Annotated in this window: 25 protein-coding genes; 15 read left to right on the plus strand and 10 right to left on the minus strand. The window is 70.5% G+C overall.

Features of this window, described 5'->3' with window-relative positions; translation table 11 throughout:
* The first annotated feature begins 91 nt into the window (after positions 1–91).
* Complete coding sequence (locus J5V16_RS06340; protein WP_208495245.1) at positions 92–1222, plus strand: lytic polysaccharide monooxygenase auxiliary activity family 9 protein; 1131 nt, start codon at positions 92–94, stop codon at positions 1220–1222.
* Between the two features lie 47 nt (positions 1223–1269).
* Here the strand turns inward: J5V16_RS06340 and J5V16_RS06345 are convergent, their stop codons facing one another.
* From J5V16_RS06345 to dut, 4 genes are read right to left on the minus strand one after another with little or no spacing between them, the layout of a single operon-like run.
* A complete protein-coding gene (locus J5V16_RS06345) occupies positions 1270–2019 on the minus strand; it encodes a DUF3159 domain-containing protein (protein WP_208495246.1) in 750 nt (249 codons plus the stop codon).
* Positions 2020–2053: 34 nt separating this feature from the next.
* Positions 2054–2437, minus strand: coding sequence for an OB-fold nucleic acid binding domain-containing protein (locus tag J5V16_RS06350; protein WP_243900865.1), 384 nt, complete (start codon positions 2435–2437; stop codon positions 2054–2056).
* An 8-nt stretch (positions 2438–2445) separates the two neighbouring features.
* Positions 2446–3186 carry a DUF3710 domain-containing protein gene (locus J5V16_RS06355; RefSeq protein ID WP_208495247.1) on the minus strand — a complete coding sequence of 247 codons (741 nt, stop codon included), beginning with the start codon at positions 3184–3186 and terminating at the stop codon, positions 2446–2448.
* Positions 3179–3655 (minus strand): dUTP diphosphatase, encoded by a 477-nt coding sequence (dut, locus tag J5V16_RS06360; RefSeq protein ID WP_208495248.1) that lies wholly within the window; start codon positions 3653–3655, stop codon positions 3179–3181. Before dut ends, J5V16_RS06355 begins: the two co-directional genes overlap by 8 nt.
* Positions 3656–3721: 66 nt before the next feature.
* On the opposite strand from dut, the gene J5V16_RS06365 reads away from it, so the two are divergent.
* The gene (locus tag J5V16_RS06365; protein WP_243900867.1) at positions 3722–4201 is read left to right on the plus strand and encodes a DUF3093 domain-containing protein; all 480 of its coding nucleotides are present in this window, start codon (positions 3722–3724) and stop codon (positions 4199–4201) included.
* A gap of 118 nt (positions 4202–4319) precedes the next feature.
* On the opposite strand, the gene J5V16_RS06370 is transcribed toward J5V16_RS06365, so the two are convergent.
* Positions 4320–4616 carry a DUF4193 domain-containing protein gene (locus J5V16_RS06370; protein ID WP_208495249.1) on the minus strand — a complete coding sequence of 99 codons (297 nt, stop codon included), beginning with the start codon at positions 4614–4616 and terminating at the stop codon, positions 4320–4322.
* A 348-nt stretch (positions 4617–4964) separates the two neighbouring features.
* Here J5V16_RS06370 and J5V16_RS06375 point away from each other — a divergent pair, with 348 nt between their 5' ends.
* The 3 genes from J5V16_RS06375 to J5V16_RS06385 all read left to right on the plus strand — a co-directional run bounded on the left by J5V16_RS06375 (position 4965) and on the right by J5V16_RS06385 (position 7818).
* Positions 4965–5477 carry a LytR C-terminal domain-containing protein gene (locus tag J5V16_RS06375; RefSeq protein WP_208495250.1) on the plus strand — a complete coding sequence of 171 codons (513 nt, stop codon included), beginning with the start codon at positions 4965–4967 and terminating at the stop codon, positions 5475–5477.
* 216 nt (positions 5478–5693) lie between these two features.
* Positions 5694–7280: an RNA polymerase sigma factor gene (locus tag J5V16_RS06380; protein ID WP_208495251.1), complete on the plus strand. Its 1587-nt coding sequence runs from the start codon at positions 5694–5696 to the stop codon at positions 7278–7280.
* Positions 7281–7578: 298 nt separating this feature from the next.
* A complete protein-coding gene (locus J5V16_RS06385) occupies positions 7579–7818 on the plus strand; it encodes a DUF7455 domain-containing protein (RefSeq protein WP_091053111.1) in 240 nt (79 codons plus the stop codon).
* Between the two features lie 124 nt (positions 7819–7942).
* Here the strand turns inward: J5V16_RS06385 and J5V16_RS06390 are convergent, their stop codons facing one another.
* Positions 7943–9655 carry a DEAD/DEAH box helicase gene (locus tag J5V16_RS06390; protein WP_208495252.1) on the minus strand — a complete coding sequence of 571 codons (1713 nt, stop codon included), beginning with the start codon at positions 9653–9655 and terminating at the stop codon, positions 7943–7945.
* 60 nt (positions 9656–9715) lie between these two features.
* Positions 9716–10138: a D-aminoacyl-tRNA deacylase gene (gene dtd / locus J5V16_RS06395; RefSeq protein WP_208495253.1), complete on the minus strand. Its 423-nt coding sequence runs from the start codon at positions 10136–10138 to the stop codon at positions 9716–9718.
* A gap of 41 nt (positions 10139–10179) precedes the next feature.
* On the opposite strand from dtd, the gene J5V16_RS06400 reads away from it, so the two are divergent.
* The 5 genes from J5V16_RS06400 (at position 10180) to J5V16_RS25430 (ending at position 13538) form a co-directional block, all read left to right on the plus strand.
* The gene (locus J5V16_RS06400) at positions 10180–10527 is read left to right on the plus strand and encodes a DUF3099 domain-containing protein (RefSeq protein WP_307792884.1); all 348 of its coding nucleotides are present in this window, start codon (positions 10180–10182) and stop codon (positions 10525–10527) included.
* Positions 10528–10561: 34 nt separating this feature from the next.
* Positions 10562–10840 (plus strand): DUF3039 domain-containing protein, encoded by a 279-nt coding sequence (locus J5V16_RS06405; RefSeq protein ID WP_208495254.1) that lies wholly within the window; start codon positions 10562–10564, stop codon positions 10838–10840.
* Between the two features lie 80 nt (positions 10841–10920).
* A complete protein-coding gene (locus J5V16_RS06410) occupies positions 10921–11553 on the plus strand; it encodes a trimeric intracellular cation channel family protein (protein ID WP_307792885.1) in 633 nt (210 codons plus the stop codon).
* A gap of 149 nt (positions 11554–11702) precedes the next feature.
* Positions 11703–12671, plus strand: a complete 969-nt coding sequence (locus J5V16_RS06415) for a sigma-70 family RNA polymerase sigma factor (RefSeq protein WP_208495255.1) — start codon at positions 11703–11705, stop codon at positions 12669–12671.
* Between the two features lie 180 nt (positions 12672–12851).
* Positions 12852–13538, plus strand: coding sequence for a metal-dependent transcriptional regulator (locus J5V16_RS25430; RefSeq protein ID WP_208495256.1), 687 nt, complete (start codon positions 12852–12854; stop codon positions 13536–13538).
* Between the two features lie 261 nt (positions 13539–13799).
* Here the strand turns inward: J5V16_RS25430 and J5V16_RS06425 are convergent, their stop codons facing one another.
* From J5V16_RS06425 to J5V16_RS06435, 3 genes are read right to left on the minus strand one after another with little or no spacing between them, the layout of a single operon-like run.
* A complete protein-coding gene (locus J5V16_RS06425) occupies positions 13800–14411 on the minus strand; it encodes a hypothetical protein (RefSeq protein ID WP_208495257.1) in 612 nt (203 codons plus the stop codon).
* A complete protein-coding gene (locus J5V16_RS06430; protein WP_208495258.1) occupies positions 14408–15220 on the minus strand; it encodes a sulfurtransferase in 813 nt (270 codons plus the stop codon). The genes J5V16_RS06425 and J5V16_RS06430 overlap by 4 nt, the downstream gene beginning before the upstream one ends.
* Before the next feature lie 9 nt (positions 15221–15229).
* Positions 15230–15685, minus strand: a complete 456-nt coding sequence (locus tag J5V16_RS06435; protein WP_208495259.1) for a deaminase — start codon at positions 15683–15685, stop codon at positions 15230–15232.
* 250 nt (positions 15686–15935) lie between these two features.
* Here J5V16_RS06435 and J5V16_RS06440 point away from each other — a divergent pair, with 250 nt between their 5' ends.
* From J5V16_RS06440 to J5V16_RS06460, 5 genes are read left to right on the plus strand one after another with little or no spacing between them, the layout of a single operon-like run.
* Positions 15936–17204, plus strand: coding sequence for an MCP four helix bundle domain-containing protein (locus J5V16_RS06440; protein ID WP_208495260.1), 1269 nt, complete (start codon positions 15936–15938; stop codon positions 17202–17204).
* The gene (locus J5V16_RS06445) at positions 17201–18157 is read left to right on the plus strand and encodes a glutamate ABC transporter substrate-binding protein (protein ID WP_208495261.1); all 957 of its coding nucleotides are present in this window, start codon (positions 17201–17203) and stop codon (positions 18155–18157) included. Before J5V16_RS06440 ends, J5V16_RS06445 begins: the two co-directional genes overlap by 4 nt.
* Before the next feature lie 9 nt (positions 18158–18166).
* Positions 18167–20653 (plus strand): serine/threonine-protein kinase, encoded by a 2487-nt coding sequence (locus tag J5V16_RS06450; protein WP_208495262.1) that lies wholly within the window; start codon positions 18167–18169, stop codon positions 20651–20653.
* 12 nt (positions 20654–20665) lie between these two features.
* On the plus strand, positions 20666–21733 hold the full coding sequence (locus tag J5V16_RS06455) for a PP2C family protein-serine/threonine phosphatase (RefSeq protein ID WP_208495263.1): 1068 nt from the start codon (positions 20666–20668) through the stop codon (positions 21731–21733).
* Positions 21730–22923 carry an FHA domain-containing protein gene (locus tag J5V16_RS06460; protein WP_208495264.1) on the plus strand — a complete coding sequence of 398 codons (1194 nt, stop codon included), beginning with the start codon at positions 21730–21732 and terminating at the stop codon, positions 22921–22923. The genes J5V16_RS06455 and J5V16_RS06460 overlap by 4 nt, the downstream gene beginning before the upstream one ends.
* The last annotated feature ends 38 nt before the right edge of the window (positions 22924–22961 follow it).

Raw genomic sequence — 22961 nt, forward strand, 5'->3', positions numbered from 1 at the left:
CGCGCAAACCTGGCCCTTCGGGCTTTACAGGCGCGAGCATCGCAAGATACATTGAAAGTTCTCAATGTTCCTATTATTTGGGAGCGCTTTCATGTTGCACTTCAAGAGATTCGGAGCCACCCTCCGAAGCAAACCCCGGCGGCGGAGCCTCCGCAGCCTCATCGTCCTCGTCGCCGCGCTCTTCGCGGCCGGGGCCGCGGCGGTCGTGTTCATCCAGCCCGCCTCCAGCCACGGCACCGCCATCGGCCCCTCCTCGCGCCACTACGGCTGCTGGGAGCGGTGGGGATCGGACTTCCAGAACCCGGACATGGCCCAAGAGGACCCCATGTGCTGGGCCGCCTGGCAGAACGACCCCAACGCCATGTGGAACTGGAACGGCCTCTACCGCGAACAGGTCGGCGGCAACCACCAGGGGGCCCTCCCCGACAACCAGCTGTGCTCGGGCGGACGGACGGGCGGCACCCGGTATGCGCCCCTCGACAACCCCGGCGCCTGGAAGACCACCAAGGTGAACTCGAACTTCACGTTCACCAACTGGGACCAGGCGAACCACGGCGCGGACTACTACCGCATCTACGTCACCAAGCAGGGGTACAACGCCCAGACCGACGCGCTCGACTGGGCCGACCTCGAACTGCTGGAGGAGACGCCGAAGATCCTCCCCGGCGAGGGCCGCACGCCCCCGTCGGGCGGCGGCACCCTCGTCGACATCGACGTCTCCGCGCCCGGGCGCACCGGCCACCACATCGTCTTCATGATCTGGCAGGCCAGCCACTTCGACCAGTCCTTCTACTCCTGCTCCGACGTGTGGTTCGGCGAAGGCCAGCCCACCGAGCAGCCGACGGACCCGACCAGCGCCCCGACCTCCGCCGGCCCGACCAGCGGCGGCCCCACCGAGCAGCCCACCACGGGCGGCCCGGCCGGGATCGCCTGCGCCGCGACGGCGACGGTCAACAGCTGGGGCTCGGGCGCCACGGTCACCGTGAAGGTGGCCAACACCGGGACGCAGGCCATCCACAACTGGATGCTGCACTGGCAGTGGCCGAGCGGCGTGACGCTCGGCAACATCTGGAACGCCTCGCACTCCACGATGGGCACCTCCGAAATGGCGGCGCCCGTCGACTGGAACAAGGCGATCCCCATCGGCGGTTCCGTCGAGTTCGGGTTCAACGTCTCCGGGGCGCTCGCCAGCGCGCCGGCGTTCGAGTGCTTCCCGAGTTAAACAGCGCGAAGGCGCGGTGCCCGCGGGCACCGCGCCTTCGCCGCGTCTCAGTCCTCGTCCGGCGCGGCCGCCTCGACGGCCCGCATCCTGCGGCGCACCGCCCAGATCGTGAAGGCCGTCAACGCGATCGTCACCGGCCAGCCGCCGAAGAGCGTGACCAGGCCGAGCGCGTTGTCGTAGTCCAGGTAGTACAGCCAGATGCGGGCCGCGTTCTTGAGGAGGAACACGATGCCCCACAGGATCGTCAGGCGGCTGAGGATGTCGACGAGCGGCTTGTTCTGCCGCCACTCCTTCTTGCCGCCCTGTGCGACCACGGCGTAGATCCAGCCGATGATCGGGTGGCGCACCAGCGCCGAGACGATGAGCAGCACGCCGTAGATCGAGCCCTGGATGATGCCGGGCAGGTAGAAGTTGCGCGCGTCCGTCGAGCGCCAGGCGAGGAACGCGCCGAGCGCGATCCCGAAGAGGCCGTTGAGCGCGTGGCGGATCGACTCCTTGCGCGCGGCGCGCCAGCCGGCGATCGCGAACGCGCTCGCGGCCGAGATGATGATCGACCACTGGAGTCCGGTCAGCGGCCCCATCTGGTCGGGCAGCAGCGGGTTGAGCGCCACGAACAGGGTGATCGGGACGGCCGCCTCGACGACGCCCTTGACGCCGCCGAGCTGCTGGGACAGCTGCTCGGTGAACGGCGGGAGCTCATCGCTCTCAACCGCTTGCTCGCCCCGCTCGGCGGCCTCGCGGCCCTCGGCCTGCTTCGGCGCGTTCTCGGTCTCGTGGGCCGGCGTCTCGGTGCTCAATGCGGGCCTTCCAGGTCGGGTGGCTGGTCCGCGCTCAGGGGCGCAGTTCGTAGGACGGGTTGTAGACGACGAGTCGACCGTCGCCCAGCTGGGCCACGCGGCCTCGGGCGACGAGCCTGGTCCCGGCCTCAAGGCCCACGATACGCCGTCGCCCCATCCAGACCAATGCGACCTGTCCGGTGCCGTCGAAGAGTTCCGCCTCCACCGAGGGGGAACGCCCGTCGGTGCGGAGCACGACGGTCCTCAGGCGACCGGCGACCGCGGCGAGTTGACGCGGTTCGAGCCGTTCGATCGGGGTGGTGTCGGCGTCGAGGGTGTCGGCGGACGACGTGCGGCGGATCTCGTCGGCGAACAGCTCCTGCGAAGGCGCTGCGATCCGCTTCAGCCAGTCCTTGACGCGCGCGGCGGCGGGGGCCACGTCCTCCCCTACCGCTTGGGGCGCGGGGAGGGCTTGCGGCGGACCTGCGGGCGGGGGGTGTCGCCGGCCGCGATGATGGCGCGGTTGCCGTCGCCGCCCTCGGCCTTGCGCTGCGCGATGCGGGCGGCGGCCTCCTCGGCCATCTTCGGCGGGAGCTTGAGCGGGAGGGGCTCGCGCACCGGCATGGCGATCGAGCCGCGGTCGATCACGAGGAGGCGCAGGGCCTCGTCGAGCTCGGGGGCGGCGTCCTCGTCGAGGGCGCGCTGGCCCTGGAAGGTGGCCTGCACGAACCAGCGGGGGCCGTCGACGCCGCAGAACCGCACCGAGTTGGTGCCGTTCTTGGAGGCGACCTTGGCGATGAGCTCGGTGCCCCAGCGGCCCTCGACCTCCTCGACCTGGCCGCCCTGGCCGGTGACCTGGGCGGTGAGCTCGCCGCGGAACTCGTCCCAGATGCCCTCGCTGCGGGGCGCGGCGCGCACGAGCAGCTGGAGCGCGGAGGCGCCGGTGGTGAGCAGGACCTGGCTGATGTTGCCCTTGGCGTCGGTCTGGGCCTGGAAGCCCACGCCCTTGGGGACGGGGAGGCGGATCGCTCCCAGGTCGATGCGGCGGACGTCGTCGTCGGGGGCGTCGCTCACGTCGAACGGGCCTTCGGTGGCCTCCTGCTCGAAGGACTCCCCGCTCTCGGCCAGGGAGTCGAGGACGGCGCCCTCGGCGGGGCGCTGCTTCTTCGACTTTCGCCGCTTAAACACGTTCGCTCTCCTCTGCAAGTCGGCGGTGCCCGCCGGTGGACCCGTGGCCGCTCGCGCCGCGCTGCGTCGGCGCGAGGTCGTCGACCTCGGTGAAACGGGCTCGCACAACCGGTTGGACTACCAATTGTGCGACACGGTCCCCGCGTTCGATGACGGCGGTCCGCTCCGGGTCGAGGTTCACGAGGTTGATCTTGATCTCACCGCGGTAGCCGGAGTCGATCGTGCCGGGCGCGTTGACGATCGTCACGCCGAGGCGGTGGGCGAGCCCGGAGCGCGGGTTCGTGTAGCCCACGTGCCCTTCCGGGATGGCCACGGCGACGCCGGTGCCGACGAGGGCGCGCTGGCCGGGGGCCAGGGTGACGCCTTCGGCGGCGTACAGGTCGGCGCCCGCGTCCCCGGGGTGGGCGTATGCGGGCAGGGGCAGCTCGGGGTCGAGCCGCTTGATCGCGACCGGGATCTCAGCGGTCATCGGGTTCCTCTCACTCGCGGCGCACGCCCCAGAGGCCGTGCGAGTTGCGGGGATATGGTCTCAGATATGAGGAGTGGGGAACGGTACGCCGAGCGCATGCGGCTCCCGGTGGCGGGCTGGCTCGCCGTGATCGTGCTGGCGGTGCTCGCCGGAGCGCTGTCGAATTTCGGCGACCTGCGCTGGTGGCGGGTGGCCGCGAGCGTCGCGCTCATGGCCGCCGTGGTGCTGGGCGCGGTGTGGCTGTGCCGGCTGCGGGTGAGCGTCGCGGAGGAGGACGGCGAGGTGTGGCTGCACGTCGACGACGCGAAGCTGCCGATGTCGGCCGTCGCCGAGGTGCAGATGCTCGAGGGCACCGCGTACTCGGACGCGCTGGGCGTGGCCCTGCATCCGCTGGCGTTCGTGGTGCAGCGGCCGTGGATCGGCCGGGGCGTGCGGGTCGTGCTCGACGACTCTGAGGATCCGACCCCTTACTGGATCGTCTCCTCGCGCCGTCCCGACCGCCTCAAGGCGGCCCTGACGGCCTCCCGGGAGCCGGTGGAGGCTTAGTGGCCGGATAAGCGAGACGGCCCGCAGGAGGCATCCTGCGAGCCGTGCGCTATCCGAGGGGCACCGTTCGGGGCGGCACTGGTCGCCGCGGGCCGGGCCGTCATGGACGGCTCGCGCGCTACGCGCAGTCCTTGCAGATCGGCTGCCCGTTCTTCTCCTTGGCGAACTGGCTGCGGTGGTGGACCAGGAAGCAGCTGGAGCATCGGAACTCGTCCTGCTGCATCGGCAGGACCTTCACCGAGAGCTCCTCGTCGCCCAGGTCGGCGCCCGGCAGCTCGAAGTTCTCGGCCACCTCGGCCTCGTCGACGTCCACCGACCCCGATTGATCGGTGCGGCCCTTGGCAAGGGCGTCGATGCCGTCGGTCCCGGCGGACTCTTCCTTGTCACGGCGCGGGGCGTCGTAGTCGGTTGCCATTCTTTTCCACTCCCATTGGTTTGCTCTTGCGGAGCCGAGCACGGCGGGTTGCCGCTGGAGTGTTCGGGTGACACAGCGGCCCGGCTCGGGTTCCTGGCGGGTTTCGGTTCCGTCCCTGCAGGCGGCGTACCTTACCGCGTGCAGTCCATTCCTATACACGACGGCCCCGCCATTTTCATCCCCATTGTGGCGAGAAACACTTCTGTGTCGAGCGCAGCGAGTGTACCGCCTCTCGCCCACGAAGACGACCCGCGCACGATAGCCTTTCGCATGGCAACGTTTGCGGGCCGTCGGCTCGTCTAAGTGCAGGACGTTCGTCGGCACTTTTGGAGACTCGGGGAGGCAGCCGTGCGTATCGCTCGTATCCGCGCTTTGACGGTTCTGTGCGCATTGGCACTGGTGGCGGGCCTGGTGACGTTCTGGGCGATCCAGAACGACTCGCAGACCTCCGCGAACGGCGACTGCCCGCCCGGCGCGGTCGTGATCAAGACCGACGACATCCCCAAACCCGAGGAGATCGAGTTGGTCGTCCTCAACGGCACCGACCGGGACGGACTGGCCGACCAGGCCGCGCTCCAGCTCGAGGACCGGGGCTTCGTCGTCACCGAGACGGGGGACGCCGACGAGCCCTACGACGGCACCGCGCTCGTGTACTTCGGCCCCGAGCAGTACGCGGCCGGCGTCCACGCCCACGCGTACTTCTACCAAGGCACCCAGGCCTTCGACATCGACTGGGACAAGCCGATCACCATCGTGCTGGGCGACGACTTCCAAGAGGTCCGCTCGGCCTCCGACGCGCGCCAGTCGTTCGCGCAGGGCGGGCTCGGCACGCCGCCCGAGGGCACCTGCACGGTAGAATAGAGCGCCGTCACACCCCACGTGCTGCGACACATCGACACTGAAAATGCGGAAACACAGCTCGAAACGGCACCACGGACGGGCCGAAGGCGAATTTCGGCGCTACAATTCACGCCTGCCCGGTCGTTGTGCCGACCTGGGCTGCCGACCCAATATCCAACGCTCACCCGCTATGGAGCCCGGCTGCGCCGTGCCCGCCATTGCCTCGGAAGGTTGCTCGTGACTGACGCACGTCCCACCGGCACAGACGTCAATTCCCTGACCGACTCGCTGCTCGCTCTGGCCCGAGAGAGCAACGGGCAGCTGACGTCCGCGACGGTCGCCCAGGTTCTGGAGTCGGTGCAGGCATCCCCCGCCGAAGGCAAGAAGGTGCTCCGCGCCCTGGCCGAGGCCGAGGTGACCGTGGTCGTGGACGGCTCCGCCTCCACGCGCAAGCGCGTCCCCGCCGCCCGCACCGCCACCTCCTCCCGGACCACCACCGCGAAGACCGCCAAGAAGGCCGCGGTGAAGAAGACGGCCAAGAAGGCCGCCGCCCCCGCCGCTGAAGCAGCGGGCGAGGAGGCCCCGGTCAAGAAGGCCGCCAAGAAGACCGCTAAAAAGGCCGTCGCCAAGAAGGCGGTCAAGAAGGCCGCCGCCAAGAAGCCCGTCGACGGCGAAGAGCCCGACGAGGCCGACCTCGCGGCCGCCGAGGACGACGACGCGTTGGCGGAAGCCGCCGCGGCCGCGCCCGCCAAGAAGGCCACCCGCAAGAAGGCGGCCAAGAAGGCCACCGCCCGCGGCAAGTCCAAGAAGGACGGCGAAGAGGACGAAGAGGGCGACGACTTCGAGTGGGACGAGGAGGACTCGGAGGCGCTCAAGCAGGCCCGCAAGGACGCCGAGATGACCGCCTCGGCCGACTCGGTCCGCGCCTACCTCAAGCAGATCGGCAAGGTCCCGCTCCTCAACGCGGCCCAGGAGGTCGAGCTCGCCAAGCGCATCGAGGCCGGCCTCTACGCCGTCGAGCGCCTCAAGCTCCTCCGCGAGGCCGGCGAGGAGATCCCCACGCAGATGCGCCGGGACCTCGAGTGGATCGTCCGCGACGGCGACCGCGCCAAGGACCACCTCCTCGAGGCGAACCTCCGCCTCGTCGTCTCCCTCGCCAAGCGCTACACCGGCCGCGGCATGGCGTTCCTGGACCTCATCCAGGAAGGCAACCTCGGCCTCATCCGCGCCGTCGAGAAGTTCGACTACACCAAGGGCTACAAGTTCTCCACGTACGCCACCTGGTGGATCCGGCAGGCGATCACCCGCGCCATGGCCGACCAGGCGCGGACCATCCGCATACCGGTCCACATGGTCGAGGTCATCAACAAGCTCGGCCGCATCCAGCGCGAGCTGCTGCAGGACCTCGGGCGCGAGCCCAGCCCTGACGAGCTGGCCAAGGAGATGGACATCTCCCCGGAGAAGGTCCTCGAGATCCAGCAGTACGCGCGCGAGCCGATCAGCCTCGATCAGACCATCGGCGATGAGGGCGACAGCCAGCTCGGCGACTTCATCGAGGACTCCGAGGCCATCGTGGCCGTCGACGCGGTCTCCTTCTCGCTCCTCCAGGGCCAGCTCCAGCAGGTGCTGCAGACCCTCTCCGAGCGCGAGGCGGGCGTCGTCCGGCTCCGGTTCGGCCTCACCGACGGCCAGCCGCGCACCCTCGACGAGATCGGCCAGGTCTACGGAGTCACCCGCGAGCGCATCCGCCAGATCGAGTCGAAGACCATGTCGAAGCTGCGGCACCCGTCGCGCTCGCAGGTGCTCCGCGACTATCTCGATTAGTCCGTTTCGCTCCCGGCGTAACTGGAAACCCCAAGGGACAGCACGGCTCCGAGCAGCGGTGTATCACCCGAACGGGTAGGTATCCGAGGCTCGTGCCGGGTTGTCGATCGCCGTTCTGTGGGCTACGGTGTGGAACAACCATCGCACCGGCGCCCCGAGTGAGCCCAGTCTCAGTCGGGAACTGTCGGGAAGAGGTAGTACAGTGCAGGCGTTGAACGGAACGAGCCGGTCAACAGTCCGGCTTTAGAGATCCACTGCCGTGCAGAGCACGGCGACCGAACGCAGCGGAGGACCTGGTATGACATCCACCCTGACGCCCCCGCCCCAGACGGAGGAACGTCCGATCGCGGGCGAGCGCTGCGACCGGTGCAGTGCCGCGGCAAAGCTTCGCGTGACCCTGGCCGAAGGCGGCGACCTCGTCTTCTGCGGCCACCACGCGAACCAGTTCGCCGAGAAGCTCGTCCCGATCGCCATCGACTTCACCGCCGACCCCGAATTCGAGTGGCGCGGCACCGACCTCATGGCCTCGGAGAACTAGCGCGCACAGGCTTACAAGCTTCCAAAGGGCCCGGGCGGAGGTTTCGTCCGGGCCCTGATTCGATTCCGCATAACGAAGGAGCCGTCGAAACGACGGCTCCTTCGTTGTTCATTTGCGCCCCGACTCACCACGAGCGGATGACGGCGATCCGCTCTTCCAACTGCTCGATGGTCGCCTGGGCGCTCGGGGGGCCGCCGCAGGTCGAGCGGAGCTTGGCGTGGATCTTCCCGTGCGGCTCGTTCGTCGCGAACGAGCGGGCGCCCACGAGCGCGTTCAACTGCTTGCGGAGCTTCAACCGCTTCTGCGCGTTGGTCATCGCGGGCTCGGTCTGCGGCCGCTCCACGGTCTCGGTGCGGGCCCCCGACTTCTGCTTCGCCATCTGCTCGCGCTGGCGCTTCTGCAGCAGCAGGTGCACCTGCTCCTGGGTCAGCAGGCCCGGCAGGCCCAGGTACTCCTGCTCCTCGGCGCTCCCGGCCTCGACCGGCAGGCCGAACGAGCCGCCGTCGAAGATCACCTGGTCGAGTTCCGCGTTCGACTCCAGGGTCTCGCGCTGGCCGCCGAGTTCGGTGCCCTCGTTGAGGACCCGCTGCGCCTGCTCGAGCAGCAGCTCCGGGTCCTCGTCCTGCGACTTGGGCTTGATGACGTGGTCGCGATCGGCCTCGAGGTTCTCGGCGAGGCTCAGCAGCGGGATCACACTGGGCAGGAACACCGAGGCGGTCTCGCCGGGGCGCCGCGACCGCACGAAGCGGCCGATGGCCTGCGCGAAGTACAGCGGCGTGTGCGCGTTCGTGGCGTAGACCCCGACCGCGAGGCGCGGGATGTCGACGCCTTCGGAGACCATGCGAACCGCCACGAGCCATTCCTCTTGGGACTCAGCGAACTTCGCGATCTTGTCAGAGGAGCCCGCGTCGTCGGAGAGGACGATCGTGGCGCTCTTGCCGGTGACGCGCTTGAGGATCCCCGCGTAGGCGCGGGCGCTGTTCTGGTCCGAGGCGATGATGAGCCCGCCCGCGTCGGGGATGCCCGCCGAGCGCAGTGACGAGAGCCGCCGGTCGGCGGCCCGGATGACCTGCTTGATCCACTCGCCCTCAGGGTCGAGCGCGGTGCGCCAGGCCTGGCTCGTGAGGTCCTTCGTGAGCGGCTGCCCGAGCCGCACGGCCAGCTCGTCCCCCGCGCTCGTGCGCCACTTCGCCTGGCCCGAGTAGGCCATGAACATGACCGGGCGCACGACGCCGTCGGCGAGGGCGTCCCGGTAGCCGTAGAGCGCGTCGGCGCGCGATCGCATGGCGCCGTCGGCCTCCTGCTCGTACTCGACGAACGGGATCGGGTTGTCGTCGCTGCGGAACGGGGTGCCGGTGAGGGCGAGGCGGCGCTCGGCCTCGTCGAAGGCGGTCTTGACGCCGTCGCCCCAGGAGCGGGCGTCGCCGGCGTGGTGGATCTCGTCGAGGATGACGAGCGTGCGGCGCGCGAGGGTGCGGCGGCGGTGGACGGCCGGGTCGGCGCCGATCTGGGCGTAGGTGAGGACCACGCCGTGGTAGTCGGCAGCACTGTGGACATCGGCGTTGCGGAACGCCGGGTCGAGCTGGATGCCGAAGCGGGCGGCCGCGCCGGCCCACTGCGCCTTGAGGTGCTCGGTGGGGGCGACGACGGTGACGGTGTCGACGGTGCCGTCGGCGAGCAAGTCGTAGGCGATGCGCAGCGCGAAGGTGGTCTTGCCGGCGCCGGGCGTCGCCACGGCGAGGAAGTCGCGTGATTGACCCCGGTGGTAGGCGACCATGGCCTTGCGCTGCCAGACCCGAAGCGAGGGAAGCGTTTCGGGCGGGGCGGCCGGGATCATGCGGGCTCCTCTCGGACGGTTTCGGACCCGGTTGATTTTAGGCGGCGAGGCGGATCACGTTCACCGCTCCAGGAGGATCGTGTTCGGGCCGACGTTGACACTGCGGACGAGCATCATGGCGCCGAACTTGCCGGTCTCGACGCGCGCGCCGAGGCCGCGGAGGTGGGCGGCGACGGCCTCCACCAGGGGTTCGGCGACGGGCCCGGGGGCGGCGCTGTTCCAGGAGGGGCGGCGGCCTTTGCGGGTGTCGGCGTAGAGGGTGAACTGGCTGACCAGGAGGATCGGTGCGTCCAGATCGGACGCCGAGAGCTCGTCGCGCATGATGCGCAGGGACCAGATCTTCTCGGCGATCCACCTGACTTCCGCGGGACCATCCGTGTGGGTGACGCCGAGGAGGACGAGGAGGCCCTCCCCGATCGCGCCCACGCTGGTGCCCTCGACGGTGACTTCGGCTTCGCTGACGGTCTGCACGACTGCTTTCATGTCCCAGATCCTCCCGCACCGGCCAGGCGTAGGCTCGAAGGGTGGCAAGGCGTGAGAAGGCGACCAGCATCACCGATGCGGCGATGTCCCTCGACGAGGAGCGGCGGTACCGGACGATCCGGTACGTCGTGATGATGTCGATCCGCGGGCTGCTGGTGATCGTGCTCGGCATCCTGGTGATGGCCGAGGCCCCGCTGCTGTGGCTGTGGCTGGCGCTCGGCATCGTCGGGATGGCGGTCCTGCCCTGGCTGGCGGTGCTGCTGGCGAACGACCGCCTGGCGCGCAAGCCGGGCGTGTTCACCAGGCACCAGCGGCGGGCGAAGACCCTCGACCCGCCTGAACACCGGATGATCGATTCGGAGTTAGCGACCTTTACGTGGCAAGATTGACGGGATCTTGCGCACTGATGAGGAGTGAGTTGCCGTGAGCGAACTTCCCACCACCGGGGGCTCTGACGGGTCCGGCGGTTCTGGTTCGACCCTGCTCGAAGAGCAGACCCAGACCAACCCGAACTACACGTACGAGGACGGCGACGAAGAGCGCTTCTCGCACTACGTGCCCAAGGACAAGCTCATGGCCGCGATGGTCGACGGCATCCCGGTGAAGGCGCTGTGCGGGAAGATGTGGGTCCCCACCCGCGACCCCGACCGCTTCCCGATCTGCCCGAACTGCAAGGACATCTACGAGAAGATGAAGGCCTGAGCGCTTTCCTCGCCGCGTCGCGGCTCTCACCTTTGGGAAGATCGGCGATGTGATAGGGCCCTGCCTGCTATAACGCACGGGTGGAGCCTGCAGATTTCGACCCTTCCGCCCTGATGCTGGTCGCCGAGCTCGTCGGCACCGCGGTGTTCGCCGCCTCCGGCGCGAGCGCCGCGGTCGGCAAGCGGCTGGACCTGTTCGGCGTGGTCGTCATCGGCGTCCTGTGCGCGCTCGGGGGCGGCGCGATCCGCGACGTCCTCATCGGCGCCGACCTCCTCCTGCTCACCGACTGGCGGTACCCGCTCGTGGCGCTCGTCGCGTCCCTGTTCGTGTTCCGCTTCCACCCCGCGCTCTCGCGGATGCGCCCGACGATGCTCGTGCTCGACGCGGCCGGCCTGGCGCTGTTCACCGTGGTCGGAACCCAGAAGGGCCTCGATTTCGATCTCGCGGTCTACGCGGCTTGCATCGTGGGAGTACTCTCCGGAATCGGCGGGGGCATCCTGCGCGACGTCCTGAGCCAGGAGATCCCGGCGGTGCTCCGCGAGGACTTCTACGCGATGGCGGCCGCGGTCGGCGCGATCATCGTCGCGGTGGGGGCCCGGTGGGAGTCCGTGATCGGCCACTGGACGCTCGCGCTGACGGCCATCGCGGTCACGTTTGTTGTACGGCTGCTGGCCATCAGGTTTCGGTGGCAGGCCCCGAAACCGAATTTCTGATCCTGTCTCCCGGGTTCGTGCCACCCTTCGCCCTGGGGGATCAGAATCCTTGAAAACCGCTGCAAGCTGGTATCCCGAAGCCCGGTGCCCACCGGGTATGGCGCGGCATCAACCCACGCGCCGAGGGTCTCCAGCGAAAGGCGAATTCGATGGCACCTGTCGACAGCATCCGCCAGCGTCCGACGAGGCGACCGGCGCAGCGCGCGACCGAATACTCCGGCGACCCCGTTCGCGCCTATCTGAACGGCATCGGCAAGCACCGGCTGCTCACCGCCTCCGAAGAGGTCGAGTGCGCCAAGGCCATCGAGGCCGGCCTCATGGCCGAGTGCCGCATCAGCGAGGTCACCGACCCCGACCTCCGCAGCGACCTGGCCCGCGTCGCGGCCGAGGGCCGCGCGGCCAAGCAGCGCATGCTCGAGTCGAACCTGCGCCTCGTCGTCTCCGTCGCGAAGCGCTACTCCGGCGCCGGCCTGAGCCTGCTCGACCTCATCCAGGAGGGCAACCTCGGCCTCATCCGCGCCGTCGAGAAATTCGACTACCAGAAGGGGTACAAGTTCTCCACGTACGCCACCTGGTGGATCCGGCAGGCCATCAACCGGGCCGTCACCGACCAGTCCCGCACGATCCGCGTGCCCGCCCACACCGTGGACCAGATCAAGCGGATGAACCGGGTGCGCCAGGACCTCATGGTCGAGCTGGGCCGCGAGCCCCGCTACGAGGAGATCGCCGAGGAGCTCGACGTCACCCCGGGCAAGGTGCTGGAGCTCATGTCCTACGACCGCGAGCCGGTGAGCCTCGACCAGACCGTGGGCGAGGACGACTCGACCGCGCTGGGCGACCTCGTGGCGCACCTGCCGCGCGAGCACGGCACCGACGACGCCGTGTCGTACGCGCTGCTGCGCCGCCACATCGCGAACGTCCTGGCCTCGCTGCCCGAGCGGGAACAAACCGTGCTGCGGCTGCGTTTCGGCATTGACGACGGGCGCCAGCGCACCCTCGAAGAGGTCTCCGCGGACTTCGGGCTCTCCCGGGAGCGGGTCCGCCAGATCGAGAAGAACGCGCTGCACCGCCTCCGCCAGCCCGACTACGCCGGGCGCCTCGCCGAATATGTGGCGTGATCGATCCTGACGGCCCGGTCCAGCGGGTCGCTTTGGGGTGTGAGCGCCCCGTACGTCCGGATGGCTGACTGAGGCCGCGGCGGTTCGGCCGTATACCATTGGTGGTGACAGGGGGTCTGGCGGCTACTCGACCCACCCCGCTCGGTGCCCTGCGGGCGGACTAAGTGAAGGAACGAAGCTGTGACCACGGACCTCGTCGACACCACTGAGATGTACCTGCGCACGATCCTCGAGCTCGAGGAGGAGGGCGTTCCCGCGCTGCGCGCGCGGATCGCCGAACGGCTCGAGCAGAGCGGCCCGACGGTCTCGCAGACCGTGGGCCGGATGCAGCGCCACGGCCTGCTCAACGTCAAGAGCGACCGGCACCTGGAGCTCACCGAGGAGGGCCGCCGGCAGGCGGTCGCGGTGATGCGCAAGCACCGGCTCGCCGAGCGGCTGCTGGTCGACGTCATCGGCATGTCCTACGTGGAGGCCCACGATGAGGCCTGCAAGTGGGAGCACGTGATGAGCGACTCGGTCGAAAAGCGCGTCTACGAGCTGCTCGAGCACCCCACCCGCTCGCCGTACGGCAACACGATCCCCGGACTCAAGGAGCTCGACGCCTCGGCCGAGGCGGAGGGCCGCGAGGCCGACGAGCGGCCGCTGAGCGTGGTCTCCCCCGGTTCGAAGGTGCGCGTGACGCGCCTGTGCGAGTCGGCCCAGACGCACCCGGAGCTGCTCGCCTCGCTGCACGAGGCGGGCGTGGACCCGGGCGCCGAGGTCGCGATCGACCGCGTGGACGGCGAGGTCGCGGTGACCTCGAGTACCGACACGATCCGGCTCTCGACCGACGACGCCGCCAAGATCTTCGGCGCTCCGGCCCAGTAGCTTACGGCCGCAACGGTTTGCGGTACCCAGAAGACCACGCTGCCGAGTCTTGACCCCGGTCTTACCGGGGAGTAGTCTGAGCAAAGCGTGCAAACGTTTCCATTTCCCCCACAAGGGTGCGACCAGTGGAGACGTCTGCGCCCGAGAACTGCACTCCGCACCTGAGCGCCCTCCTCGCACCCCCGGCGAGGAGGGCGCTCGCTATGCGGCGCAAGGAAACGGCCGCCGAGCGAGCTCGGCGGCCGTTCGCAATGGCCTTCGTCAGCCTGACTCGGCGTGGGCGGTCGCGATGCCCTTGGCGAGTTCGGTGAAGCCGCCGACGAGTTCGTTCACCGCGGCGGGGTCGGTGTCGACCGGGGTGGTGTAGCGCATCTCGAAGATCGTGCCGCCGTCGTACCAGCCCATCTCGAGGGCCGGTCCCGCGCCGGTGTCCTCGTTGTGGACGATCCAGTACGCGGCCTCGCCGAGGCCGTCGATGCTCTCGGTGCCGTCGGCGAGCTGCTCCTCATAGACTTCGACGCTCGCCTCGGTGCCGATGACGAAGAGCGTCAGGTCCGGGTAGGCGGCCTCGCCGGTCTGGACGGCGCAGGTGAGCTGGGCGGGGGCCTCTCCGCCCTCGGACTCGCCGGGGCCGCCCGACGCGAAGCGGAAGTCCTCGCCCGTAACGGAGTTGAGGGTCGCGCCGTCGATGAGCGGGCACGCGCCCGCGGCGTCGGCCAGGTCGAGTTCGACCGGGGCGGACGAGGCGGACTCCTCGCTGGACTCGTTCGCGGCGGTGTCGGCCGGCTCCTCGCCCGAGGGCGTGCCGTCGTCGCTGCAGGCCGCCAGCGCGAGCAGGAGCGCGGCGGGGACCGCGAGCAGTGCGCGCTTCATCGCTCCTCCCCCGCTGCCGGCGGCACCGAGGTGGCCACATCGCGGCCGCGCGAGACCCAGTCGCTCCACGAGCCGATGTACACCGGCGGCGTGGGGAGTCCTGCGGCGGTCACGGCGAGCGCGGTGCGGGCCGCGCCGACGCCGGAGCCGCAGTAGTAGGCGGCTTCCGGGTGGGCCGCATAGCGTTCGCGCAGCCGGTCGGGGTCGCTGAGGTCGTCTTCGCCGAGGAAGAGGTTGATCGCGCCGGGGACGTGGCCGGCGACGGGGTCGACCGGCTCCATTTCGCCGCGGTAGCGCTCGGGTGCGCGCACGTCGACCAGTTCGCGGGTGGCGGCCCATTCGGCGGCGCCCTCGGCGTCGAGCATCGGGAGGTGGCCGGGGCGCACGGTCGCCGTACCCGGCTTGGGTTGCACCGCTTCGGTTTCGAGGGGGAGTCCCGCTCCGGTCCAGGCTTTGAAGCCGCCTTCGAGGACCTGCACGTTCTCGATGCCCGCCCAGCGTAGGGTCCACCAGGTGCGGGCGGCCGCCATGCCGTCGCCGTCGTCGTAGACGAGCACATGGGAGTCGTCGTCGATCCCGGCGCTTCGCAGGACCGCTTGGAGCGCTTCGGGTTCGGGGAGCGGGTGGCGGCCGCCGACGGGGCCGACGGGGCCGCAGACGTCGCGGTCGAAGTCGAGCCGGACGGCGCCGGGCAGGTGCCCGGCGGCGTAGTCGGCTTCCCGCGAGGGTCCCCCGAGCGTCCAGCGGACGTCGAGCCGGACCGATCCTTGCAGTTCGGCGGCCGCTGCGGCGCCGATCAATGGCCTCATGGTCCCAGATTAACGGAGGTGCGCGTTCGGGCGTTCGGCCGCGTCGGCGAATTCGGGCATCACGGCCACAACCACGCCGTTCTCCCGCAGGATCGCGTCGCCGCCGGGCGTGTCGACGAAGGTGAGCGGTTCGCCGAGCGCGTAGACGACGCGGGCGATCCCGGCGGCGATGAGCAGGCGGGCGCACGGGTCGGGGCGGGAGGCGCGGTGGCCGCAGGGCTCCATGGAGGAGTAGGCGGTCGCACCGCGGGCGGCGTCGCCGGCGTGGCGGAGGGCGACCTCTTCGGCGTGGTCGCTCGGCTCCTCGGCGCGCGAGTAGCCTTCGCCGACGGCGCGGCCGTCCTTGACGAGGACGGCGCCGACGCTGAAGGCGGTGGTCGAGGGCGGGCAGCGTTCGGCGAGGGCGACGGCGCGCGCCATCCAGCACGCGTCGTCCTCTGTGGAATACACTTCGGCGTTCGGCACGGTCCCACCGTACCGCCGGAGGGCCGCTCCGGAAGCCGCGAGGCGGTAGTCACCGGCCCTTGCCGGGGGCCGATACCATGTGGGGGTCCCCCGACACTCCAGCCACGTCAGACGTGCGCGCGGCGAACGATTCCAGAGGCCCGCGGGTCGCCGATCAAGTGAGGTGCAGTAGTTGTCCGTCCAGTCCCCTCCCGCTCCGACACAGGCGCCCAGCGCTCCTGCTGCAACCGGGCAGCGACGGTTCGACCGCTTGCTGGCCGCGCTGCGGTTCACGCCCGGGCAGCTGCGCGGCGTGCTCGCCGTGATCGCGGCGCTCGTCCTCGGGGCCGGGATCACCGGCATGACCGCGATCCTCGCGAAGTCGGCCGTCATCGAGGAGACCACCAGCCAGTCCGGGCGGCTCTCCGTGGCCGCCTTGTCGCTGTACCAGGCGCTCTCTCAGGCCGACGCGACCGCGGCGTCCTCGTACCTGACGGCGGGCACGCCCTCCGACGAGATGAACGAGACGTACCGCGAGGCGATGCGCGACGCGACCGTGGCACTCGCTACGGCCGCAGGGGAGGTGAAGACCCCGGCCGACACCGCGCTGGTGGCCGAGCTCAACGCCCGCCTGCCGGTGTACACCGGGCTGGTGGAGACCGCGCGGACCTTCAACCGGCTCGGTGAGCCCGTCGGCGCGACCTACCAGGAGCAGGCCTCGACGCTCATGCGCGAGGAGATGCTGCCGAAGGCGCACGACCTGCAGGAGAACTCGCTCGGGCAGCTCAAGGAGTCGCGCTCGGACGCCGCGGCGTTCCCGTGGGTCGCCGCGGTCCTCACGGCCGCCGCGCTCGGCACGCTCGTGTGGGCCCAGTTCTGGCTCACCCGCAAGACGAACCGCGTGTTCAACCTGGGGCTCGTGGGCAGCACCGTGCTGCTGGTGGCCTTCGCCGGATGGCTGGCGATGGCGTCGCTGGCGTCGGCGAGCCACACCACGAGGTCCCATGAGGACGGTTCGGCGCCGCTGGAGCTGCTGGCCGAAGCCGAGATCACCGCCCAGCAGGCTCGGGCCGAGGAATCGCTCGTGCTCATCGCCCGCGGCGAGGACCAGCAGGCCGCCGAGCGGTTCGAGGAGCACTTCAAGGCCCTCGCGGACCCCGGTCAGCTGCTCGACCGGCTCGACGAGGCGTTCGCCTCGGACCCCGAGCTGTCGAAGAACATCGACACCGCCCGCGAAGCCGCCGACACGTGGCGGGCCGGGCACGACGAGGTCGTCAAACTCGCCCAGGGCGGCAAGTACAACGAGGCCGTCGAACTCGTCGTCGGCGAGAGCGACACCAGCCTGTGGGCGTCCTTCACGACCCTCAACGACGCGCTGACCGAGGCGACCGACATCAGCGCCGACCGCTTCGCCGAGGCCACCAACGACGCCCAGCGGTCCCTCTCGGGCGCCGCGGCCGGGCTCGCGGCGCTCGCGCTCGGCGCGCTCATCTGCGCCGCGGTCGGCATCCAGCTGCGAGTGGCGGAGTACTACGCATGATTCGACACCAGATCCGGTTCGCGGCCGCTGCCGCCGCCTGCCTCGTCCTCGCGGCCTGCTCGCAGCCCGCCGACATGGGGCCGCCGCAGGTCGACGTGCCCACGCCGCTGCCGTCGGGGATCAACTTCTCCCCCGAGATCGACACCGCGCCCGTCGACGAGAGCTGCCAGCCGCTCGCGTCCTACAACCCCGGCTCGACCACGGTCGAGCAGGCGGTCGCGCAGCTGGACGACCCCGAGCAGATCACGATCGGCGTCAGCCAGTCGACGAACCTCATGGGCTACATCGACCCCGAGACGAACACGCCCGCCGGTTTCGACATCGACATCGCCACGGCCGTCGCCCAGTCGATCCTCGGTCCCGACGCGAACATCCGCTTCGTCCCCATGACCTCCGGGGAGCGCGAGCCCGCCGTCAACGACGACCGCGTCGACATGGTCGTGCGCACCATGACCATGAACTGCAAGCGCTGGGCGAACGTGGAGTTCTCCGCCGAGTACTTCCACGCCGGGCAGCGCCTCCTCGTCCCCACCGCCTCCGGCATCACCGGCCTCGCCGACCTCGCCGACGACCACCTCGTGTGCACCGGCGAAGGCTCGACCTCGGTGCGCACCATCGCCGAGCAGTCCGCCGCCATGCCCGTGACCGTGCCCGACTTCAACGACTGCCTCGTGCTGCTGCAGCAGGGCACGGTCGACGCCATCACCAGCGACGACACCATCCTCGCGGGCATGGCCGTCCAGGACCCGACCCTCCAGGTCGTCGGCGACGCGTTCTCCCAGGAGCCCTATGGGATCGCGGTCCAGAAGGGCAACACCGACCTCGCCCGCTACATCAACGCCGCCCTCGCGCAGATCATCGCGAACGGCACCTGGCAGACCGCCTACGACAAGTGGCTCAAAGGACCGCTGGGCGTCGCCGGCGCCCCGCCGAGCCCCCAGTACCGGGATTAGGGAGCGCCCATGAGCGACCAGCAGCCGCCGCCGGAGCACACCCAGCGCTACATTCCGGGCGCGTACCAGCCCGAGGGCGAGGCCACCGACACCGTCAGCATCCGCAAGCGGCTCAACACGCCGCCCGCGGTGCCGCCGCAGCCGGGCTTCGCGCCCCCGCCCCCCGGCCCGCCCGGGACGAACGCCGTGCCACCGCAACCGGCGATGCAGCCCTCCGCGCCGCCGAGCATGCCGCCGAACCCGATGGCGCCCACGGCCTCCCCGCTCGCGCCGAACTCGGCCCCGCCGATGCCCTCCCCCGCCGCGCCGCCGGTCTCGCCGCCGCTGCCGCAGCCCGGGACGCAGGGCATCGCGCCCGCCGGGGCCGTGGCCTCCCCGCCGCCGGCCCCCTACCGGGCGCCCGCCGCCCCGCTGCCGCAGCCCATCACCGGCCCCGTCACGCGCTCCACGACCAGCAGCACCCGCCAGCGCGGGGGCCTCTCGGACATGCCGCCGGTGCCGCCGCGCGACCCCGCCGAAGCGGTCATGGACCACCCGCAGGTGCCCGAGCACAAGCGGTTCTGCTCCGCGTGCGGCAAGCCCGTCGGGCGGCCGCAGGCCGGGCGCGCCGGCCGCGTCGAGGGCTTCTGCGCGCACTGCCGCACCCGGTACTGGTTCACGCCCGCGCTCAGCCCCGGCGACGTCCTCTCCGACCGCTACGAAGTGCTCGGCGCGATCGCGCACGGCGGCCTCGGCTGGATCTACCTCGCCAACGACAAGAACTTCGCCGACGACCTGACGCAGCGCTGGGTCGTCATCAAGGGCCTCATCAACACCTCGGACGAGGACGCGATCGAGGCCGCGATCAACGAGCGGCGCTTCCTCGTCGGCATCGACCACCCCAACGTGGTCGACATCCACGACTTCGTCACCGCCGCCGACCCGCGCTCGGGCCAGCTCCAGTCGTACATCGTCATGGAGTACCTGGCCGGGAAGTCGCTGCGGGACATTCGGGACGCGGTCGACGAGAACGGCGAGCGCCACCCGCTGCCGCTGGAGCAGGTGCTCACCTACACCGCCGAGCTGCTGCCCGCGTTCAGCTACCTGCACGACCGGGGCCTGCTGTTCTGCGACTTCAAGCCCGACAACATGATCCACGTCGAGACCTGGCTCAAGCTCATCGACCTCGGCGCGGTGCGCCACGTCGACGACATGGAGTCGGCGATCTACGGCACGCCCGGGTACTCGGTGCCGAACGACGAGATCCTCTCCGTCGGCCCCTCGGTGACCTCGGACCTGTACACGATCGGCCGCTCGATGGCCGTGCTCGCCTTGGACTTCAAGGGGTTCACGAGCACGTACCGCGACAAGCTGCCGCCGGCCGCCGAAGCGCCCGTGTTCAACGAGTTCGGGGCGTTCCACCGGCTGCTGCTGCGCGCCACGCACGCCGACCCGCGCTCGCGGTTCCAGGACGCCGACGAGATGCGCACCCAGGTGCGCGGCGTCCTGCACGAGGTGCAGTCGGTGCAGAAGGGCGAGCCGCGGTTCGAGCCCTCGACGCTGTTCAGCGGCGAGCAGTCGGTGTTCGGCGAACCGGACGTCGAATACGACCTGCACGCCGTGGGCGACCCGTTCGACGTGGCGCACGCGCTCCCCACGCCGATGGTCGACCTCGCCGACCCGATGGCCGCGTTCCTCGCGACCCTGCAGGCGACCGACGCGGCGGGCATCATCGCCGAGCTCAACGCCGCGCCCGCGCAGAGCCCCGAGGTGCAGCTGCGGCGCGTGCGCACCCTCGTCAACGCCGGCGACCTGCACCAGGCCGCCGCGGCGCTCGACCAGTTCGCGCAGCGCGAGGGCAACACCTGGCAGGTCACCTGGCTGCGCGGCACGATCTCGCTGCTCGCGGCCGACTTCCACACGGCCGCAGCGCATTTCGACGCCGTCTACTCGCACCTCCCCGGAGAGCTGGCGCCGCGCCTGGCGCTGGCGGCGTGCGCGGAGCTGGCGGGCCGCCGGGACCTGGCACTGCCGCACTACACGCGGATCTGGACCTGCGACCACCGGTTCGTCTCGGCCGCTTACGGCCGCGCGCGGCTGCTCGACATCGAGGGGAACTCGACGGAGGCGATCACGACCCTGCACCAGGTCCCGAAGACCTCGGCGCAGTACGGGATCGCGCAGACCGCGGCGATCCAGACGGCGCTGCACTCGCGCACCGCGCCGCCGTCGCTGCTAGACCTGCACCACATGGCGGGGCGGCTCGACGAGCTCAAGCTCGAACCGCGGCGCCGCCACCTCGTGTCGACCCGGATCCTGCACCTGGCGCTGGACACGGTGCTGCGCACCGGGCCCGCGCACGAGCCGCGCGTGTTCGGCGCGCAGCCGGAGGAGCGGGAGCTGCGCCTGGCGCTGGAGCGGACCTACCGCGACCTCGCCCACGCCTGCACCCGCCGGGAGGACCAGGTGTACTACTTCGACCTGGCGAACGCCCACCGCCCCCGCACGATGCTGTAGCGAAGGAGCTTTATGCAGCCCTCACCCACCCTGGGCGCCGCGAAGCGTTGCACCGCTTGCGGCCTCCCCGCCGACATCGGCCGCTACTGCGAGGATTGCGGCGGCGACCTGGAGGAGTTCGCCGTCCCGGCCGAGCAGGCCGCCTGGCTCTCCTCCGTTGCCGTGGAAGAGAACCCGGAGCACCCGGGCGGCTCCGACGACCACCTGTCGTTCGGGCTGCCAGGGATCGGCGCGGCCACCGACGTCGGCAAGCGCCACCACTACAACCAGGACTCGATCGCGATCGCGCTCGCCGACGACGGGCGCAAGATCGCCGTCGTCTGCGACGGCGTCTCGGGGGCCTCGGACTCCGAGCGCGCGTCACTCGCAGGGGTGGAAGCGGCGGTGACGGAGATCCGCGCGGCGCTCGCCGAGGGGCTCTCGGCGGAGGACGCGTCGCGGCGCGGGGTGGGCGCGGCCCACTCGGCGGTGGCCGCGGTCGGGAAGCAGTACCCGAACTCGCCGCCGTCCTCGACGTACGTCTCGGCGGTCGTCGAGGGGAACCAGGCGATCCTGTGCTGGGTGGGCGATTCCCGTGCGTACTGGGCCGGCGAGAAGGAGGCGAGATGCCTCACGGTCGACGACACGATCCAGGCGCGCCTCGAGTACCAGGGGGTCGACCCGGCGGACGAGCGGTACAAGAACCCGTACGCCAAAGCCCTGCTCGCGTGGCTCGGTGCGGACGCGCCGACCCTCAATCCGAACCTCCTCCGCGTGGAGCTCGGCGGGGGCCATGTCGTAGTGTGCAGCGATGGTCTGTCGCGCTATTTCAATGACGATCACGACCTTCTGCCACTGCCGGACGGCAGCGTTGGCGACAAGGCGGTAGCGTTGACACGACAAGCGCTCGCCAACGGCGGGCACGACAACATCAGTGTCGCGGTGGTGGAACTCGAATCCCCCGGTTCGGTCCCGGCAGAAGGGCATGCCCAGGAGCATGCCGGCCAGGGCAATCCGGGTGAGGACGGGGAGTCCGCCGCGCAGCCTGGTGTCGTCAGCGAGGCCGAGTACACCCAAATGCTTGGAGGGGGACGACCTTGACCTACCAGCCGACCTACGGCGGTGCCCCACAGCCGGGCGGGTACCAGTGCGCCTGCGGGGCCTTCCCGCAAGCCCAGTTCTGCGAGCAGTGCGGAACGCCCAACCCGGCATGGCAGCAAGGCCAGCCCCCGCAGTCGCCGGCCTTCGGCCAGGGCTACGCGCCGAACGACCCTTACGGCCAGCCGCAGGACCCTTACGGGCAGCAGCCGCAGCAGGGCTACGGCCAGGACCCTTACGGTCAGCCGCAGCAGCAGGACCCCTACGGGCAGCCTCAGCAGGGCTACGGCCAGCAGGACCCCTACGGGCAGCCGTCGCAGCCGCAGGACCCGTACGGCCAGCCTCAGCAGGGCTACGGCCAGCCGCAGGACCCTTACGGGCAGCAGCCGCAGCAGGGCTACGGCCAGGACCCTTACGGTCAGCCGTCCCAGCCGCAGGACCCGTACGGGCAGCCTCAGCAGGGCTACGGCCAGCCGCAGGACCCTTACGGGCAGCAGCCGCAGCAGGACCCCTACGGTCAGCAGCCCGGCTACGGCCAGCCCGACCCGTACGGCCAGCAGCAGCAGGACCCCTACGGGCAGCCTCAGCAGGGCTACGGACAGGACCCGTACGCGCAGCAGGCCTACGCCGCGCCGACCTCGGCCCCGCCCGGACCGCCCCCGGGCGTCCCGGCCGCGCCGTTCGGCGCCCCGACCTCCGCGCCGCCCGCGACGGCGACCGGCGGGTTCTCCATGCCGGACGCGCAGCCGAGCGACCTCGCCTCGAACTACGCCCCGCCCGGCCAGGCGGCCACCCGCTGGGGTGTCGCCGTCACCGCCGACCAGGGCTACTTCAACAAGGTCGCGGCCTCCGACGGGGCCTCGCAGCTGCAGTACCCGTCGTTCGCGAAGCCGCGCCGCTTCCCGCTCGACAAGCCCGACCTGACGATCGGCCGCTACAGCGCCAAGCGCGGCGTCACCCCGGACATCGACCTGTCCGGCGACGTGGCCGACCCGGGCGTCAGCGCGCAGCACGCGAAGCTGTTCTCCAAGCCCGACGGCTCGTGGACGATCATGGACGTCGGCTCCTCGAACGGCACGTTCCTCAACGGCTCCGACGAGCCGCTGGCGCCGAACGTGGAGTTCCCGGTGACCGACGGCACCTACATCAACATCGGGGCGTGGACACGCCTGACGGTCCACTACGAGGGTTAAGACGCAAAGGGAAAGGCCGGGTCCGCTGGACCCGGCCT

The sequence above is a fragment of the Glycomyces niveus genome (assembly GCF_017592475.1).
GTDB lineage: Bacteria > Actinomycetota > Actinomycetes > Mycobacteriales > Micromonosporaceae > Glycomyces > Glycomyces niveus.

Bases quoted from the DNA above. Each gene is read 5' to 3' on its own strand.
- J5V16_RS06425 (WP_208495257.1), bottom strand. From the start codon at position 14,411: ATGAAGCGCGCACTGCTCGCGGTCCCCGCCGCGCTCCTGCTCGCGCTG.
- J5V16_RS06450 (WP_208495262.1), top strand. From the start codon at position 18,167: ATGAGCGACCAGCAGCCGCCGCCGGAGCACACCCAGCGCTACATTCCG.
- J5V16_RS06390 (WP_208495252.1), bottom strand. From the start codon at position 9,655: ATGATCCCGGCCGCCCCGCCCGAAACGCTTCCCTCGCTTCGGGTCTGG.
- dtd (WP_208495253.1), bottom strand. From the start codon at position 10,138: ATGAAAGCAGTCGTGCAGACCGTCAGCGAAGCCGAAGTCACCGTCGAG.
- J5V16_RS06415 (WP_208495255.1), top strand. From the start codon at position 11,703: ATGGCACCTGTCGACAGCATCCGCCAGCGTCCGACGAGGCGACCGGCG.
- J5V16_RS06385 (WP_091053111.1), top strand. From the start codon at position 7,579: ATGACATCCACCCTGACGCCCCCGCCCCAGACGGAGGAACGTCCGATC.
- J5V16_RS06455 (WP_208495263.1), top strand. From the start codon at position 20,666: ATGCAGCCCTCACCCACCCTGGGCGCCGCGAAGCGTTGCACCGCTTGC.
- J5V16_RS06370 (WP_208495249.1), bottom strand. From the start codon at position 4,616: ATGGCAACCGACTACGACGCCCCGCGCCGTGACAAGGAAGAGTCCGCC.
- J5V16_RS06340 (WP_208495245.1), top strand. From the start codon at position 92: ATGTTGCACTTCAAGAGATTCGGAGCCACCCTCCGAAGCAAACCCCGG.
- dut (WP_208495248.1), bottom strand. From the start codon at position 3,655: ATGACCGCTGAGATCCCGGTCGCGATCAAGCGGCTCGACCCCGAGCTG.
- J5V16_RS06445 (WP_208495261.1), top strand. From the start codon at position 17,201: ATGATTCGACACCAGATCCGGTTCGCGGCCGCTGCCGCCGCCTGCCTC.
- J5V16_RS06365 (WP_243900867.1), top strand. From the start codon at position 3,722: ATGAGGAGTGGGGAACGGTACGCCGAGCGCATGCGGCTCCCGGTGGCG.
- J5V16_RS06430 (WP_208495258.1), bottom strand. From the start codon at position 15,220: ATGAGGCCATTGATCGGCGCCGCAGCGGCCGCCGAACTGCAAGGATCG.